The 17146-nt window shown below is 64.2% G+C and carries 14 protein-coding genes; 6 read left to right on the plus strand and 8 right to left on the minus strand.

From position 1 onward, the window contains the following. Positions 1–97: 97 nt before the first annotated feature. A complete protein-coding gene (locus ACSFC7_RS09400) occupies positions 98–1192 on the plus strand; it encodes a GNAT family N-acetyltransferase (protein WP_436347447.1) in 1095 nt (364 codons plus the stop codon). Between the two features lie 99 nt (positions 1193–1291). Here the strand turns inward: ACSFC7_RS09400 and ACSFC7_RS09405 are convergent, their stop codons facing one another. After that, a complete protein-coding gene (locus ACSFC7_RS09405) occupies positions 1292–1705 on the minus strand; it encodes an Lrp/AsnC family transcriptional regulator (RefSeq protein ID WP_436347448.1) in 414 nt (137 codons plus the stop codon). A 102-nt stretch (positions 1706–1807) separates the two neighbouring features. Between ACSFC7_RS09405 and carA the strand changes: the two genes are divergently transcribed. Beyond that, a complete protein-coding gene (gene carA, locus ACSFC7_RS09410; protein ID WP_436347449.1) occupies positions 1808–2884 on the plus strand; it encodes a glutamine-hydrolyzing carbamoyl-phosphate synthase small subunit in 1077 nt (358 codons plus the stop codon). A 214-nt stretch (positions 2885–3098) separates the two neighbouring features. On the opposite strand, the gene ACSFC7_RS09415 is transcribed toward carA, so the two are convergent. The 3 genes from ACSFC7_RS09415 to ACSFC7_RS09425 all read right to left on the minus strand — a co-directional run bounded on the left by ACSFC7_RS09415 (position 3099) and on the right by ACSFC7_RS09425 (position 6494). Next, the gene (locus ACSFC7_RS09415; RefSeq protein ID WP_436347450.1) at positions 3099–4217 is read right to left on the minus strand and encodes an ABC transporter substrate-binding protein; all 1119 of its coding nucleotides are present in this window, start codon (positions 4215–4217) and stop codon (positions 3099–3101) included. A gap of 89 nt (positions 4218–4306) precedes the next feature. Then, positions 4307–5494 carry an ABC transporter substrate-binding protein gene (locus tag ACSFC7_RS09420; RefSeq protein WP_436347451.1) on the minus strand — a complete coding sequence of 396 codons (1188 nt, stop codon included), beginning with the start codon at positions 5492–5494 and terminating at the stop codon, positions 4307–4309. A 175-nt stretch (positions 5495–5669) separates the two neighbouring features. Further along, entirely contained in the window at positions 5670–6494 is an 825-nt protein-coding gene (locus ACSFC7_RS09425; protein ID WP_436347452.1) for a glycerophosphodiester phosphodiesterase, read from the minus strand. Between the two features lie 175 nt (positions 6495–6669). On the opposite strand from ACSFC7_RS09425, the gene ACSFC7_RS09430 reads away from it, so the two are divergent. Beyond that, positions 6670–7026 carry a hypothetical protein gene (locus ACSFC7_RS09430; protein WP_436347453.1) on the plus strand — a complete coding sequence of 119 codons (357 nt, stop codon included), beginning with the start codon at positions 6670–6672 and terminating at the stop codon, positions 7024–7026. Between the two features lie 27 nt (positions 7027–7053). On the opposite strand, the gene ACSFC7_RS09435 is transcribed toward ACSFC7_RS09430, so the two are convergent. Continuing rightward, complete coding sequence (locus ACSFC7_RS09435) at positions 7054–7803, minus strand: SIMPL domain-containing protein (RefSeq protein WP_436347454.1); 750 nt, start codon at positions 7801–7803, stop codon at positions 7054–7056. A 129-nt stretch (positions 7804–7932) separates the two neighbouring features. On the opposite strand from ACSFC7_RS09435, the gene ACSFC7_RS09440 reads away from it, so the two are divergent. After that, a complete protein-coding gene (locus ACSFC7_RS09440; RefSeq protein ID WP_436347455.1) occupies positions 7933–8802 on the plus strand; it encodes a universal stress protein in 870 nt (289 codons plus the stop codon). Here the strand turns inward: ACSFC7_RS09440 and ACSFC7_RS09445 are convergent. Both ACSFC7_RS09445 and purH read right to left on the minus strand, forming a co-directional pair. Further along, positions 8799–10562, minus strand: coding sequence for an extracellular solute-binding protein (locus ACSFC7_RS09445; protein WP_436347456.1), 1764 nt, complete (start codon positions 10560–10562; stop codon positions 8799–8801). The genes ACSFC7_RS09440 and ACSFC7_RS09445 overlap by 4 nt on opposite strands. Before the next feature lie 470 nt (positions 10563–11032). Then, entirely contained in the window at positions 11033–12670 is a 1638-nt protein-coding gene (purH, locus tag ACSFC7_RS09450; RefSeq protein WP_436347457.1) for a bifunctional phosphoribosylaminoimidazolecarboxamide formyltransferase/IMP cyclohydrolase, read from the minus strand. Positions 12671–12847: 177 nt separating this feature from the next. On the opposite strand from purH, the gene purB reads away from it, so the two are divergent. Both purB and ACSFC7_RS09460 read left to right on the plus strand, forming a co-directional pair. Continuing rightward, positions 12848–14233 (plus strand): adenylosuccinate lyase, encoded by a 1386-nt coding sequence (gene purB / locus ACSFC7_RS09455; RefSeq protein WP_436347458.1) that lies wholly within the window; start codon positions 12848–12850, stop codon positions 14231–14233. A 140-nt stretch (positions 14234–14373) separates the two neighbouring features. Further along, on the plus strand, positions 14374–15261 hold the full coding sequence (locus ACSFC7_RS09460) for a DMT family transporter (protein ID WP_436347459.1): 888 nt from the start codon (positions 14374–14376) through the stop codon (positions 15259–15261). Positions 15262–15340: 79 nt separating this feature from the next. Here ACSFC7_RS09460 and ACSFC7_RS09465 read toward each other — a convergent pair whose 3' ends face one another. Further along, a complete protein-coding gene (locus ACSFC7_RS09465; protein ID WP_436347460.1) occupies positions 15341–17047 on the minus strand; it encodes a long-chain fatty acid--CoA ligase in 1707 nt (568 codons plus the stop codon). Positions 17048–17146: the final 99 nt, after the last annotated feature.

Genomic DNA, 17146 nt, shown 5'->3' on the forward strand with positions numbered 1-17146 from the left:
AATAATTCAGGATATACAGTACTTATTTCTCGAAGACATGCGGATGTATCGTACGATGACTTAACCGACGGCTCGAGTTCCTAGTGGCAGAGCACAGATGTTCCAATACGCCACCTCGAACGCCGAAACGAGTCAGGGTGTCGGACGCGCTCGGACGATGGGCGAATCCGAATCGGATCTCGAGGTGATCGCCGTCGATACGATCCAGGCGTTCGACCGCACGCGGTGGAACGACGTCGTCGACCGATCCGAACTCGGCACGGTCTTTCACCGATACGAGTGGCTCGAGGCGATCGAACGAGGGCTCGAGTATCCGGTCAGACACCTCGTGATCGGGAACGATACCGATCTGGTGGGACTGTTCCCGAACTTCGTCGTCGAGATTCCGAAGACGCCGTTCAATCGATTGACGTCGATCTATCCGGGATTCGGCGGCCCGTTGCTGACGACCGACGCCGCCGATTCGCTCTCGCTCGTCTCGGACGTGATACCCCGACTGTGTGACCGCCGCACGATCGTTCACGAGATCCGCGCATCGAACACGAACTTCCACCGATACGACGACTGCCTCGCGGCCGAGGGCTACGATTCGAGTCGCATCGACGGCCGATTCCTGCTGAACCTCGCCAAGGGGTACGACGCGCTCTTCGACGGAATGAACAGTTCCAGACGCCGAGCCATCCGACGAGGTCGCGATATCGACCACGAGATCGACGACGTCGAACCCTCCAGAGAGAACCTGGCACGGTTTTACGAGGCCTACCGGACGCGGATGGAGAACATCGACGGGACGGTCTATCCGTTCGCGTTCTTCGACCGACTGCGAGCGATGGACGACCGGATTCTGCTCGTCTCGCTCTCCGTCGAGGGCGAGTACGCCGGCGGATTTCTCGCCCTCCGCAACGACGAACAGGACACCGTTCACGGCTTCTTCGCCGCCGTCCCCTCGGAGTACTTCGAGTATCACGCTTCCGAACTCGTCTACGATTACCTGTTCCGGCGGGCGATCGACGAGGGCTACGAGTACTACGACTTCGGCGGCGGCGGCGCGGACTTCGAGGACGGGGGGTTCACGTTCAAAGAGAAGTTCGGCGGCCGCCTCGTCCCGAACCTCTACTGGGAACAGGGAACCAGCCCCGCCTGGCCGCTCGTCAAGACTGGGCGGAGGCTGTACTGGCGCTACGGCGAGTGACCGGAGTCGCGTCTCGGTGACGCGAGGCGTACTCGATGGATCGGAACTCGCGAGCGGTCCCCGACTCTCGCTCGGTTCGAGGACTGAAAACGGTCGGATTCAGCCGAGTTCCTCGTCGAGGATCAGTCGCGTCTTCGTGCTCACGACCTCCTCCTGATCGCGGGCTTTCGTGATGAGATCGTTGACGCCGCGCGTGTCCGCGGCGTCGACGACGAGGACGATGTCCTGCTCGCCCGAGACCATCCAGACGAAGTCGACCTCTTCCCACTCGGCGATCCGCTCGGAGACGGCCTTGGTGTCGACGTCGACGGCGACGCCGACCTCGAGCATCGCCTTGACGTTGCCCGTTCGAGTCGAGATGGTGAAGCGTTCGATGACGTCGTCGTCCATCATCCGTTCGACGCGGTTGCGGACGGTCCCCTCGCTCGTCCCGACCTCGTCGGCGATCTCGGTGTACGGCGTTCGGGCGTCTCGCCGGAGGATATCGAGGATCTGTCGGTCCAGGTCGTCCATGGAGATCCGTGACTACGTGTGTGGTGCACTTACCGATTACGAATTTCGTAACTCAGCTTCGAAGACAACACTTATGACGGTCGCTCCAATACGTAGATCGTAATGACAGCTGCCTACGTTGCACTGGAGGGTGGCCACGTGATCGAGGGACGTGGTCGCGCTTCGGGAACGGCTCGTGGCGAACTCGTTTTCACGACGGCATACACCGGATACGAGGAGAGTCTCACCGATCCATCCTACGAGGAACAGATCCTGACCTTCTCGTACCCGCTGATCGGAAACTACGGCGTCCGCGAGGAACGGTTCGAGTCCGACCGCATCCACCCGCGAGCCGTCCTCGCCAAGGAACTCACCGAGGACGTCGCCGAGTGGCTCGAGAACGAGGGCGTCCCGGCCGTCGACCACCTCGACACCCGCGAGGTCGTCACCGACATCCGCGACGGCGGCGCCATGAAGTGCGGTATCGCCGTCGGCGAGGACGTCACCGAAGAGGACGCCCTGGCCGAACTCGAGGCCTGCAAGACGATGAGCGAACACACGGAGATCGGCGCACAGGTCAGCGTCGACGAGTCGGTCGTCTACGGCGAAGACAACGACGGCGACACCGTCGCGCTGGTCGACTGCGGCGCGAAGGGCTCGATCGTCGACTCGCTGGTCGCCCGCGACGCGACGGTTCACGTCCTCCCACACGACGCGAACGCTGCCGACGTCGAGAGCGTCGATCCGGACGTTCTGTTCATCTCGAACGGCCCCGGCGACCCCGCGAACTACGAGAACGCGATCGGTCTCGTCGAGGCGTTCGTCGAGGACACGCCCGTCGCCGGCATCTGTCTCGGCCAGCAGATCGTCGCCGAGGCGCTCGGCGGCACCACCGAGAAGATGACCTTCGGCCACCGCGGCATCAACCAGCCGGTCCTCGACCTCGAGTCGGGACAGGTCGTCATGACCACGCAGAACCACGGCTACACCGTCGCCGACCCCGGCGACCACCTCGAGATCACCCAGATCAACGTCAACGACGACACGCCGGAGGGGATCGACGGCATCGAGTACGACGTCATCACGCGCCAGTACCACCCCGAAGCCAACCCCGGCCCGGAGGACACCTTCGACTTCTTCGACGACGTCCTCGCGATGGCCGACGCGCGACAGACGACGGCCGTTCCCGCCGACGACTGATACCGTCAGTCTGCTCAGCAGTTTCGCGATTCGCAATCCGTCTTTGCTCGTGTCGTTCCCGACTCCGTAGTGAATCGATCCTCTCGAGACGTCCCACGGCACGGGGGCCAGGAGAATAGTGTCGCACTCGAGTGCGGTAGTCGTCTCGCCGACGAGACCGCGACAATACGGGATGTGCCGGCGTTTTCGAGCGCTCGAGTCGCGTGCCGTTCGCTCAGAAGTCGCCGAGGACGATGTCCGCCACTCGCTGGCGGTCGAACAGGTTTTCGTCGCCGAACTGCTCGGGATAGAGATCCTGGGCGCCGCGTTCGGTTTGGAAGAGGTTGATGATCGGTCCCTGATCGAGGTAGCCGCCGTTGTAGATCGCGCCCTCCTGGACCGCCGTCACCTCGCTCGCGACCGAATCGTCCTGCAGGGGCTCGACGATCCGGTCCTGGAACTCGGCGTCGGAGACGCCCTCCTGGCCGCGAACCAGCATCGCTTCGGGATCGAGTTCGACGAGCGTCTCGAGGTCGACCGTCGCTCCGTCGCCCGCGTAGTGACCGACGTCGCTCCCCCCGAAGACGTCGACGGCGCCCAGGTCGCGCCACTGTTTCGTGCTGACGCCGCCGTCGTCGAGTCGATACGGGTAAAACGCCTCGGGCGGCTCGTCTGCAGGGTAGACCAACAGCACCGACGGTCGGTCTTCTCGGGGCGGAAGCCGCGAGTCGACGGTCTCGAGCAGTTCGTCGTGAACCTCGACGAACGCGTCGTAACGCTCGCGTTCCCGGAAGACGTCGGCCATCTTGTCGAAGGCCTCGTACAGCGTGTAGTAGCGGTAGTCGTGCCACTCGTCGCTGCGGCGGCGAATGAAGTTTCCGAAGAAGGGACCGAGGCTCGACTCGATATCCTCGACGTCCGTTTCGCTCCAGTTATACCAGTGAATGAGCTGGTTTGGCTCCATGAAGTGGACGTCGGCGTCCAGTTCGTAGAACAGCTCCTTGTCGACGCCGTCGTTGTTCAGTCGGACGACCTCGTCCGCGTCGAACTCGACACCCGGTAGCTCGTCGTAGTACTCCGTCGCGTACCGTTCGGGAAGCTGAATGCCGAGCGTCTGGCCTGCGCCGAGCGCGAATCCCATATCGGCGTAACTGGGCAACAGTGCGAGCCACCGCTCCGGAGGGTGTTCGAACTCGACGTCGCCCATCGGCTCCATCTCGACCGCGTACGGATCCGCGTCCGAGCCGTTCGACTCGTCCCCGTCCGTTCCACTCACGCAGCCGGCGAGAAGCGTTCCGCCGACAGCGAGTCCCGTACCCACGAACGCTCTGCGCGTCGGTCCGTTGTTTTGCATCACCTCTATGTTTTAGGCTGGCCTAAAAATAATACCGGTTCGGGATCGGCGACGGTGACGCCGGGAACGTCGTACATCGACTGTCGCGCTTACGACGATCCGGAGACGATGTCGGCGACGCGTTCGCGGTCGAACAGTCGCTCGTCGGCCGGAATGTCGGGATAGCCCTCACCGGCGACGTGGCCGGGCCACTCGCCGAACGGCTCGGGGTACAGCTGTTTGGCGGTCATCTCGAGCTGGAACAGATTCATCAGTGGCCCCTGGTACCGCATGCCGGCGGCGACGACGCGATCGGTTTCGACCGCGGTCAGGTCGCTGCCGACGGGGTGGTCCTCGAGTTGTTCGCGGACGTCCCCGATAGCGTACTGTGGGGTGATGCCCCAATGGTGAAGGATGACGTCCGGATCGGCGTCGGCCATCGCCTCGTAGTCGAGGACGCCCCAGTCCGCGTCCCAGTCGTAGTCGGCGAGGGCGTCGTGTGCGTCGAGCGGTCGCGTGTCCGCCTGCCAGAAGCCGGAGATATTGAGGTGGTAGGTGTAGAACTCGTCCCCTGCGAGGGTGACCCGTGCGGCCGTCGGCCGCTCGTCCTCGGGCGGGAGGTTCGACTCGATCCGTGATCGGAGGTCGTCGTACACCGCTTCGAGCGCCTCGTAGCGCTCGCGTTCCTGAAAGACGTCCGCGACTGCCTCGAAGAGTTCCCAGAGCGTGTAGTACTCGTAGCTGTCGGCGTACGCGTCGGCCGGATCGCTGTGGACGCCGCTGTGGAAGTTCCCGAACCACGGGCCGATCGTGTCGGCGATCTCGTCGACGTCCGACTCCTCCCAGTCGGCCTCGGTCGTCAGAATGTACGACGGATCGAGGAAGTGAACGTCGCTGTCGAGGTCGTAGAGCTGTTCCTCCTTGAGGCCGTTCTCGAGCGGGTTCGTCAGGTGTTCCCACTCGAACTCGACGCCCTCGAGGTGGTCGTAGAAGCCGTTCATCGTCGGGCCGGCCATCTCGGGGGAAAACAGCGTGTTCGCCGCCTCGCCGTGACCGAGCGCGACCATCATATCCGCGTACTGTGGAAACGTAACGAAGGCGTTCTCGGGAACCGTATCGAATTCGACGTCACCGATGTGTGCCATGTTCACCGAGTACGGATCTCCCGAAGTGTCGCCGCCGTCCGAGTCTTCGCGTTCGGTGCCGCTGATACAGCCGGCGATTGCCCCGCTGCCGACCGTGAGACTCGCCGCGAGCACCTGCCGTCTGGTTCGACCGAGTTTCCGTGCAGTATCCATGCTTTTTAGGCTCACCTAAACGGTCAAAAGCGGTTCGGTTTAGGCCGGCCAAAAGATACGGCTGACGGACATGACGGGACCCTCTCACAGCGATTCGCCGGCCGTGAACCCAGCGGTCGGCTGCGGGACGGGGTCCGGTCGGCACCACTCCACTCGAGTGGGCTTCGATCAGCCGTTATTCGTCCCTCCCGGCGGGGTCGAGTATCTCGAGCGCGTAGTCGGGACGGTTCGTAATCAACACGTCCGGACCAGCCTCGAGGGCGTCGTGGATGGTCCCCTTCGTATCGACTAACTTCCAGATGCCCGCGATGCGGTCGTCGGCGCGAACCTCGTCGACGAAGGCCGAGGCGAGATGTGGCGCGTAGTGACAGAGCGCGACGTCGGCACCGCAGTCGGCGGCCTCGGTCGCCAGCTGCGACGTCGGCGTCGAACCGACGAGTCCCGTCGAGACGCCGCGGCTCCGTGCCGGCTCGAGTGCGTCCGCGTCGAAGCCGATGACCGTCGTCCGATCGAGCACGCCGTAGTCGTCGACCGTCTCGAGCATCGCTTCGGTGTCCCCCGTCTCCTTCACCTCGAGGTAGATCGAGACGTCCGTCTCGGCGAGTCGCTCGAGCGCCGGCTCCAGCGTGATCAGCGGTTCGCCGTCGATCTCCGTCCCCCGAATGTCCGCCCACGGCGTGTTCCGAATCCAGCCGTGACCGGTCGAATCCCAGTCGAGAACGGGGTCGTGAAAGAGGACGAGTTCGCCGTCGCTGGTCCGGCGGACGTCGAGCTCTATGCCGTCGACGTCGACCTCGAGCGCGCGCTGGATCGCCGCCATCGTGTTCGGCGGGCCGAGCCCCTCCGCACCGCGATGGCCGACGACCTCCGGCCGTTTATCCGGGAGCGATCCGCTCGTGACGAGCGGCGAGAGACCCCACGCGGCCAGCGTCGAGAGGCCTGCTCCCGCTCCCACGAGCAGTCGTCGCCGGGAGAGCGTCGGATGGGAGGGCAGAGACATAGCTACTACTCGTTGGCGAACCTATATGAATTTTCTACTCCGGACCGGCGCGTCGAGAGCCGTGACTAACTGCCGTCGATCGCTCGAATGGCAGGAGTAGTCGCTACTGCACGCCGTGAATCCAGCGATCCACCGAACCGAAATCGTTTTACTGTCAGAAATCCAATCTTCTTTCGTGAGCCACCGCGAGCGCATCCGAGATTGGTTGCGCACCCATCCTGTAGCGACCGTTTTTCTGGCTCTCGCAGCCGTTCCCACCACGCTCGCCGTCTTCTCGTTTCGGCAGCCGATCCCGCTTCCCGACGCGATCCTTTCGGAACTCGAGATGCTGTTCTGGCTGCTCGTCTACGCTCCCGTCTCCGGACTCAGGTCATTCCTGTTCGAGCCGTTCGGCCTCGACGTGCTGTTTTCGATTCCGGGGCTCGAGCAGACGCTCATCGTCGTCACGCTGCTGGGCTTTTATTACGGTCTCAGTCACGCACTCGTTCGAGGTGTGCGTCTGATCCACCGTCAGTACGACGCCAGCCGGTGATACCAGGAACCTGCGTCAGTCCGATCGCTACGCCGTGTCCTCGAAACGGTACGTTACCGTCACCGACGCGGTCACGCCGACGGGGCCGGCGTCGAACTCCGTCTGCGGTGCGGCGCCGTCGTCGGCCTCCGCGACGTCGTCGGCCGCGTACCGGACGGTTCCGTAGCTGACGTCGCTCGTCGTCACGGCTTTCGTTCCGGTGATCTCGACCTCCCGATTGGCCGCGACGTGGTCGGCCTCGCTGTCCGCGTTCGCGAGCGCCTCGTCGAGCGCGTCGTTGCGAAGATCGTCGCGCGTCTCCTCCCGCAAGGTGAAGTTCACGCGGCCGATGTCGTCCGCACCGGCGTCGATCGACTCGTCGATCACGGTGCCGACCCGCTCCACGTCGTCGATCGTGAGGTGAAACGACCGCGACCCCCGGAACCCGTCGCCGTCCCGCTCGGGATGGACGCGATACCGCCCTTCCTCGACGTTCTCGTCGGCGAGTCCGAGTTCGTCGAATGTTTCCCGGAGCGGGTCGGATCTCGTGGCGAGTTCGTCTCGCACCGCGTCGGCGGTGTCGCCACGGGCCTCGATGCCCACGCTGACCGTCGCCCGGTCCGGTTCCGCCTCGACCTCGCCGTCGGCGCTGACGGTGATCTCGTTCTCGCTCGTGTCGCCGGTCGCCGTTTCTTCGTTCCCGTCGCTCTCGCCGCTGCCGAGAGCGCTGCTGGTACAGCCAGCCATCGCCGCCGTCACGCCGATACTCGATGCCGCGAGGAACTGTCGTCGATCCATGTTTATTCGATCTCATGCCAGTGAAAAAACACCTCGTCTAGCTCAAACGAACGTTTGAGTTACTGGTCGCTGACCGGGCTAAGTACTTGTCACTCCACCCAGTCATTCGGAACAATCGCACAGTTTCCCATGCCAGCCAATCGACTCCTGCTTCCCGTCGCGAACCCCGACACCGCCGACCGGCTGCTCGAGACGGCGATCAACATCGCTCGCGATCGATCGCTCGAGATTCTCGTGCTGTCAGTCGTCACCGTCCCAATGCAACTCTCGCTCGAACAGGCCCGCCGCGACCTCGATATCGCGGACAGGCGGACGCTCGTCGCCGACGTGGCCGAGCGAGCCCGCAGCGACGGCCTCGAGGCGTCCGGTCGAATCAGGTTCGCTCGAACCGTTGCAAGTGCGATCTGTGGTGTCACTGCGGCGGAACCCGTGTCGACAATCCTGCTCGGCTGGCGGGGCCGTCCACGCCGGCAGGACGTCGTTCTTGGGAGTCACATCGACGGGGTGCTCGCCGACGCACCGTGTGACGTCCTCGTCGAACGCCTCGACGAGGGTCCCACCGAGGTCTCGTCGATCCTCGTGCCGGTCGCCGGCGGGCCGAACACGGAACTCGCCGCCGAGGTCGCCGGCTCGCTCGCCCGCGCCCACGAAGCGCGCGTCGAACTCGTTACCGTCACGGCCGGTCGCGACGAGGAGACCGTCGCGGAGGCTCGCGATTTGCTTACTCGGACGGCACCGGCCCTCGGTGCCGTCGAAGCCGTCGAACGGACCGTCCTCGAAGGCGCAGTTATCGAGACGATCGTCGATCGAACGGCCCGCCACGACGCGACGGTTATCGGTGCGGCCGAGACCGGACTGCTCCGGCGCGTCCTCGTCGGCAGCGTCCCGGAGACAGTCGGACGCGAGGCCGACAGTACGGTCGTGATGGCCAAACGCAACGAACCCGTTTCGCAGGCGCTGTGGCGACGGCTCCGCGATCGAGTTCGAGAACTGCGTTAGAAGCCGCTCTCGATCTCCCGCTCGGCCTGTTCGAGGGCAGTCGACGCGGACTGTTCTCCCGCGAGTACGGTTTCGAACGCAGCCTGCAAGGGTTGATAGATGGACCACATCTCCACGAGGGACGGTGCGAGTTCGCCCATTGCAGCGGAGTCCACGAATCCCGCAGTAGGTTCCGGCAGGTCGTCATGCTCGATCGCTCCCTTGCACACCGGAATAGCGCCGTATTCCCTGGCATTGCGAACCTGCACGTCCTCGTTCGTCGCATACCATTCCGCGAACGTGGTTGCCGTAGCGGTGGCGTCCCTGCCGTCCGGATCCGTGAGCTGGCTTGTGAACGACAGCAGGTCGACGGTGACGAACGGACTCGGTGGTCGCTCTGTGGCATCGAGTTTCGGGAGCGGTGTCACACCGATATCGATTCCGTTCGCTGCGGCACGAGCAGCGAGATTGGGGCCGTCGATGGCAAACGGCGCGTTTCCGGCAACGAAGACATCTTCAGGGTCGTCGGATCGATACGGGACGTCTGCAACGAAGGGGAACAGGCTATCGACGACGAATTCGAATCCCCGAATCGTTTCTGGTTCGGTCAGACCTACCGAGTCTGATTCTTCATCGTAGTAATACCCGCCGAACGCGTGGATCCACGGCCGATAGTAGTCTGGGCTCGAGAGCGGATACTCGATCCCGTACGTCCCGTTTTCTGGGTCGTGGTAGTCGTCCATGATCGCAGTCAGCTCCGCGACCGTCTCCGGCGGTGTCGCGACGAGATCCCTGTTGTACAGGAGTGCGATGGTATGGAGCCCGGACGGAAGACCGACGATCCGTTCGCCGGCCGTCACTACCTCCGTAGCGCGGTCGACGAACGCATCCTGTGGCTGAACCTCGAGAACAGTGCGCTGATCGGACAGGAGTCCACGCTCATCGAGATCCGCGGCGACGGTGTGTGGACCCTCGACGAGGTGTGGCCCGTCGGATCGATCATCCTCGAGCGCGTCGATCGTTTCCTCCCACGGGTCGTCGATCGCCGACGGGGCCACGCCGTACATCGAGTCCTCGATGAATGCGTCGATATCGGCCTCGAGTCGCGCCCGCTGCTCGTTGCGACGAGCATGCCAGAACTGAGCTGTATCCGGGTTTGGGAGTAGTGGCTTGTCGATCGGGAGCCGGGGACTGACTCGTGAACGCTCGTACTCGTCCGGACTAACGGAGTTAGACGGCGGCCGTTCGGACGCGAACCGGCCGATCGTCACTGTGAGTGGCGGTGGTGGCTGTGAGGCGCGTGCGGTCCCGACGATTGCTCCCTGTGAGTGTGCCTCGACCTCGTCATCCTCGAACCACACCTCCCCCACATGAAACGTAATCCACTCCGGGACTCGCTCAACTGACACCGAGGTCTCGAGGGTCCACTCGGCGCTGTAGACGGTCACGGATCCGAACCCGGAGTCGTGGTCCTCGCTCTCGCGACGCTCGGGCGCGGCGTCTTCCCACGAGAAGTCGCCCAGCCGCTCGCGCGTCAGTTCCTCTCGAGCCACATCGTAGCAGACCAGTTCGACGTTGCGGAGCCCGACTGCATTCGAGTTGACGTTCTGGACGTATACGTCGACAGTGACTGGGACCGTCATCGGCGCTGCGGTGTCGAACGGCTCCGCGACGGTTGCCTCGAGGGCGGTACGCTCCTGTGGCCCGCCAATACATCCGGCGAGCCCGGCCGCTGCCGCGATACTCCCGGTGGCGAGCAATTTCCGACGTGAAACGTTCATCTGTCCTCTCTGCTGCCACTCGGATCGATTCCCAAACGTGACACCCTATCGATCATTGATTACTGAGACTGTCTATTCTGTCACCTGATATATGTTAGGTAGAAACAAGCCACGGACTGGATCGGTATCAATCACAGTCGTGACGAACCGCGCACTGCGCGACGCCGTTTTCGAGCGACAGACGGTGTCGCTACCCTCTCAGTCGTGTCTAAAGGACCGCTGACCCGTAAACGCCATCGCTGATCCACCTTTTTCCGCTCGGGTTCGCTTCGCTCACCCTCGCGCAAAAATCTGGACCAAAAAGCTGCTCACTCACTTCGTTCGTTCGCAGATGTTAATCGTGACGGAAGGACCGTTGACCCGTAAACGCCATCGCTGATCCACCTTTTTCCGCTCGGGTTCGCTTCGCTCACCCTCGCGCAAAAATCTGGACCAAAAAGCTGCTCACTCACTTCGTTCGTTCGCAGATGTTAATCGTGACGGAAGGACCGTTGACCCGTAAACGCCATCGCGATCCCGTGTTCGTCCGCGGCCTCGATCACGTCGTCGTCGTTGACCGAGCCGCCGGGCTGGACGACCGCCTCGATGCCCGCCTTCGCGGCCTCCTCGATGCCGTCCGGGAACGGGAAGAAGGCGTCCGAGGCCATGACCGCGCCCTCGGCGTCCTTGCCCTCCGCGTGCTCGTCGGCCTTCATCGCCGCCAGCCGAACCGCGTCGACGCGCGAGACCTGCCCCATCCCGACGCCGACCGTCTCGGTCCCCTTGGTGAAGAGGATCCCGTTCGATTTGACGTGTTTGAGCGTCTGCCAGGCGAACACCATCGACTCGAGTTCCGCCTCGCTCGGCTCGCGCTCGGTGACGACCTCGAGGTCGTCGACCGAGATCGACTGCAGGTCGCGTTCCTGGACGAGTCGGCCGCCGACGAGCGGCTTCTCGGTGAAGCGCTCGGTCCGTTCACCGAGCTCGCCAACGTCGAGCACACGGAGGTTCTCCTTCTCGAAGAGCACCTCGAGGGCCTCCTCGGTGTAGCCGGGCGCGACGACGACTTCCTTGAACGAGTCGATGATCTGTTCCGCAGTTGCGGCGTCACACTCCCGGTTCAGGGCGACGATGCCGCCGAAGGCGCTCATCGGATCCGTCGAGAGGGCCTTCTCGTAGGCTTCGGCGAGCGAATCGCCGGTCGCACAGCCCGCCGGGTTGGTGTGCTTGATGACCGCCGCCGCGGGCTCGTCGAACTCCTTGATGAGGTTCAGCGCGCCGTCGGCGTCGTTGTAGTTGTTGTAGGACAGCGCCTTCGCGCCCTCGTTCAACTGCTCGGCGTGGACGACGCTGGCCTCGTCCGCGGTGTAGTCGGCGTAGACCGCAGCGTCCTGGTGCGGGTTCTCTCCGTAGCGGAGGGTGTCGGCGCGGTCGTCGGAAATGAGCCGTCGGGCTGGTAGCCCGTCGTGGTCGTCAGCGTCAGTACTCGCAACATCGTTCTCGACCGTCACGTCGCCCGCCTCGAGATCCACGTCGACACTCCCCTCGGCGAACCACTTCACCGCACGCGGGTACGCGCGGAACTCGCCCTCGTAGAGGACGCGCTCCTTGAGACTCTCCTCGTCGTCGCCCTCGTAGACCGGAATCGGCTCCTGGGTGACGATCGGGCCGCCGTCGACCTCGTTCTCGACGACCTCGCCGTCGTCGTCGGTCGCGTCGGTGACGACGTGGACCGTACAGCCCGTGACCGAGACGTTCGCCTCGAGCGCGTCGCCCCAGGCGTCCATCCCGGGGAAGGCGGGCAGCAGCGAGGGGTGGACGTTCAGCGTCGTCGGAGCCTCGGAAAGGAAGGTGTCCGAGAGGATGCGCATGTAGCCGTCGAGACAGACGAGGTCGAACTCGTAGTCGGCCAGGACCTCGAGCACGGCTTCCTCGTGGTCCGCCCGACTCATCCCGTCCTCGAGCGGGACGACTTCGGTCGGAATACCCCGTTCCGCGGCGGCGTCGAGCACCGGCGCGTCGGCGTTGTTCGTGAGCACGACCGCGAGTTCGGCCGCACCCGGCGCGCGGTCGGCGATGTTCAACAGGTTACGCCCTCGGTTGCCGGCCATCCCGGCGATTCGCGTCATGGTCGGACTCCCGCCCGCGAGGGGCAAAGTGGTTGCGGTCTCGTCCACCGATATATGCACATGTGTGCATTATAACGGCAGTATTTCCGTACGGTCTCGACGAGATATGCATACTCGTGGCCTCGAGCGGCCCGAGTTTCGACACGCTTTTGCACCGCGTACGGGAAGACTCGCTCAATGACCGACACGAACGCCCTGTACGCCGTCTCGCCGCTGGACGGCCGCTACGGCAGCCGAACCGCGCCGCTGTCGCCCTACGCCAGCGAGGCCGCGCTCATGCGGGCTCGCGTCCGCGTCGAAGTCGAGTACCTGATCGCCCTCGCGGATCTCGAGGCGACGCCGCTGGAACTCGATCTCGAGGAACGCGAACGCCTCCGCGGACTGTACAAGCACTTCGCGGAGGAGGACGCGCGACTGATCAAGACCCTCGAGACGGAGGGCTACGCCGAGTTCGAGGCGACCAACCACGACGTCAAGGCCGTCGAGTACTTCGTTCGCCACCGGCTGCCCGACGACAGCGACGCCTCGGCCTGGATTCACTTCGGGCTGACCAGCGAGGACGTGAACAACCTCGCGCACCGGCTGCTCGTCCGCGACGCCGTCGACGAAGTGCTCCTGCCGGAGCTGTACGAGGTCCGCGAGGCGCTCGCCGATATGGCTCGCGAACATCGCGACCTTCCCATGCTCGCTCGGACCCACGGCCAGCCCGCGACGCCGACCACGTTCGGCAAGGAGATGGCCGTCTACGCGGCCCGCCTCGGTCGCGCGACGGGACGCATTCGGCAGGCGACGGACGAACTCCGGGGCAAACTCGGTGGCGCGTCGGGGACCTACGCCGCCCACCACGCGGCCTACCCCGACGTCGACTGGCCGACTTTTGCAGAGGCGTTCGTCACCGATCTGGGTCTCGGCTTCGAACCGCTGACCACGCAGGTCAACCCCTGCGACGATCTCGCACGCGTTTTCGACGCCTTCCGCGGCGCGAACGAGGTCCTGCTCGACCTCGATCTGGACATGTGGCTCTACGTCTCCGACCGCTACCTCGGCCAGGAGGCCGTCGAGGGCGAGACCGGTTCCTCGACGATGCCCCACAAGGTCAATCCGATCGACTTCGAGAACAGCGAGGGGAACCTCTCGAAAGCGAATTCGGACCTCACCTTCCTCGCCGACTACATCACCACGTCGCGACTGCAGCGCGACCTCTCCGATTCGACGGTCAAACGCAACATCGGCGCCGCGTTCGCCCACTGCCTGATCGGCTACGGCAAGGCCGCTGCGGGGCTCTCGAAGGTCGTCCCCACGGAGCAGGTCATGCGCGACGAACTCGAGTCCACCCCCGAGATCATCGGCGAGGCCGTCCAGACGATCCTCCGGCGCGAGGGGCAGGAAGACGCCTACGAGCGCGTCAAAGCCGTCACGCGGGGCAAGGACGTCACGCTCGATGACTTCCGCGAGATGTTCGACGACCTCGAGGTCGACGAGGACGTCCGCGAAGAACTCCACGCGCTGACGCCGGCGGGCTACACCGGCGTCGCGAGCGAGCTGGTGGACGACCTCGAGTAGGAGAGCACGACCTCGAGTAGGAGAGCACGACCTCGAGTAACCACGTTCCACGATCGGGGTACGTCACAACCCGCGAAACGCGCGTATCGGTGCCTTTGTATGCCGATACGCGGTACTGCGAGTCGACAACTCGATTCGCTATGGCGGAGTATCTCTCTCATCGGACTCTCGAGACCGAACACGTCGGTATCGCGTTGATCCTCGTCTCTGCGATCGGATTCGGAACGCTCGGTATCTTCGGAATCTACGCCCAGCGAGCGGGGCTCTCGATTCCGACGGTGCTCGTCTTTCGCTTTCTGCTGGCCGGCGCGCTGATCTGGGCCTTCCTCGCGTGGCGGGGAGAGGCGACGACCCTCCGCGGGCGACCGCTGGCGATCGCCCTCGCGCTCGGCGGATTCGGGTACACGGCACAGAGCGGGCTCTACTTCCTCGGGCTGGAGTTCATGACCGCCGGACTGGTCGCGATCGTCCTCTACACCTATCCCGCGTTCGTCGTCGTTCTCGCGGTCCTCACGATCGGCGAGCGGGTCAGCCGACCGATGCTGCTGGCGCTGTGTCTGGCCTTCGGCGGCATCGTCCTCGTCACCGGCGCGAACCCGGACGGGGCGTCGCTCGTCGGCGTGGTCGTCGTCCTCGGCGCCGCGCTCGCCTACGCCTGCTACATCACCGGCTCGCGAGCGGTGCTCGAGACGGTCGATCCGCTGGTGCTGACGGCGTACGTCTTGCCCGCCGCGGCCACGTCGTACGTCGTCATCGGGACCGCTACCGGGCAACTCGAGCTCCCCACGGCACCCTCGGCGTGGGTGATTCTGTGCTGCATCGCCGTCTTCGCGACCGCAGTCCCGGTCGTGGCGTTCTTCGCCGGACTGCAGTACATCGGCGCCAGCCGAGCGAGTATCGTCAGCACCGCCGAACCGCCCGTCACGGTCGTCCTCGGGGCGGCGCTGTTCGCCGAACCGGTCACCGTTGCGACCGTCGTCGGTGGCGTCTCGATTCTGGCCGGCGTGATCATCCTCGAGCGCGAGTGACGAGTCGCGACGAGCGCGTTTCGGGACGTCCGGTCCGACGGTTCGCTCGTCGCCGCCGAAAAATAGTCTCGGGCGACGTTCAGTTCCGGTCCGGCGCGGCGTCTTCCGGCACCTGTCCCTCGACGAGGGACTGATCCGCGTACTCCTCGCGGATGTCCTTCTTCGAGAACTTGCCCGTCGCCGTCTTCGGCACCTCCTCGATGAACTCGACCTCGTCCGGCAGCCACCACTTGGGGTACTCGTCGGCGAGCAGCTCGTTGATCTCTGGGACGAGCGTCTCCCGGTCGACGCCCTCTCCGGGAACGACGAACGCGACCGGTCGTTCCTGCCAGCGCTCGTGCGGAACGCCGACGACTGCCGCCTCGGCGACGTCGTCGTGCGCCATGATCGCGTTCTCGAGTTCGACCGACGAGATCCACTCGCCGCCGGATTTGATCACGTCCTTCTCACGGTCGACGATCTGGATGTAGCCGTCCTCGTCGACGGTGACGACGTCGCCGGTTTTGAGCCACCTTCCTGAAGACCTTCGGTCTTCCGACTCCCCGCTCGCTCCGCTCGCAGGGACGTCCTCGAAGTCCGCCTCGTTGGCCTCCGGTCGCTTGAAGTACTCCTTCGTGACCCACGGTCCGCGGACCCACAGTTCTCCGAACTCCTCCCCATCCCAGGCGATCTCTTCGCCGTCTTCATCGATCACTTTGAACTCGAGTCCGGGGACCATCAGCCCCTGTTTGCCGCGTTTCTCGAGTTGGGTGTCGTAGTCGGCGTCCTGCAGATCGGATTTGAGGTGGGACACTGAGCCGATCGGAGACATCTCGGTCATCCCCCAGGCGTGGAGCACTTCGACGTCCCGGCCGTCGAACCACTCGATCATCGATTTCGGCGCCGCCGAACCGCCGACGATCACGGTATCGAGCGTCGAGAGGTCGACCTGGTTCTCCGAACAGTACTCCATCAGTCCGAGCCAGACGGTCGGGACGCCGGCGCTGATCGTCACGCCCTCGTTCTCGATGAGAGTCGCGATGTCTTCGGGTTCCGGCGAGGGTCCCGGGTAGACGTGTTTGGATCCCCCTGCGGTCGCCGAAAACGGCATTCCCCAGGCGTTGACGTGGAACATCGGCACGACGGGCATCACGACGTCGTCGTCGGCCATCGGGATCCCTTGCGGAGTCAGGGTCGCCATCGTGTGGCTCCAGAGCATCTGTTGCGTGTACTCGACGCCCTTCGGATTCCCGGTGGTCCCCGAGGTGTAACACATCCCCGCCGGCTGCTCCTCGTCGACGTTGGGCCACTCGTACTCCGTCTCGTGGCCCTCGATGAACGACTCGTACGGCGTCGCCTCGAGGTGTTCGGACTCCTCGCTTCCCATCACGACGAACTCGACGTCCGCGAACTCGTCGCCGTCGGCGTCGGCGACCGCGCTCGCGAGTTTCGGTGCGAGCGACTGATCGACGAAGATCAGTCGATCGTCGGCGTTGTCGACGATGTACTGAATGTGCGCGTCGGGAAGCAACGGATTGATCGTGTGAAGCTGCGCCCCGATCGATGGTACGGCGAAGTACGTCTCGAAGTGGCGGGAGTGGTTCCAGCAGAACGTTCCCACCCGGTCGCCCTCCTCGATGCCGTACTCGTCGAGCGCGTTCGCGAGTTGGCTCGTTCGGTCCTCGTACTCTCCGTAGGTGTATCGCTGCATTCCGTCGTGGTTTCGGGAGACGATCTCCGTGTCGGAATACAGGTTGGCTGCACGCCACAGAAACGGCCGAAGCGTCTGGTCTGTTCCAGCAGGCATGTCCATTCGTTGAGATACGCAAACAGGGTATTATTCTTTTTATAGCGTGTTAGACACTTGCACGCACATACCCCGGGCGGATCGTCGAATACTCCACCA

Origin of the sequence: Natronorubrum halobium (assembly GCF_051351675.1) — an archaeon.
In the GTDB taxonomy this organism is placed as follows: domain Archaea; phylum Halobacteriota; class Halobacteria; order Halobacteriales; family Natrialbaceae; genus Natronorubrum.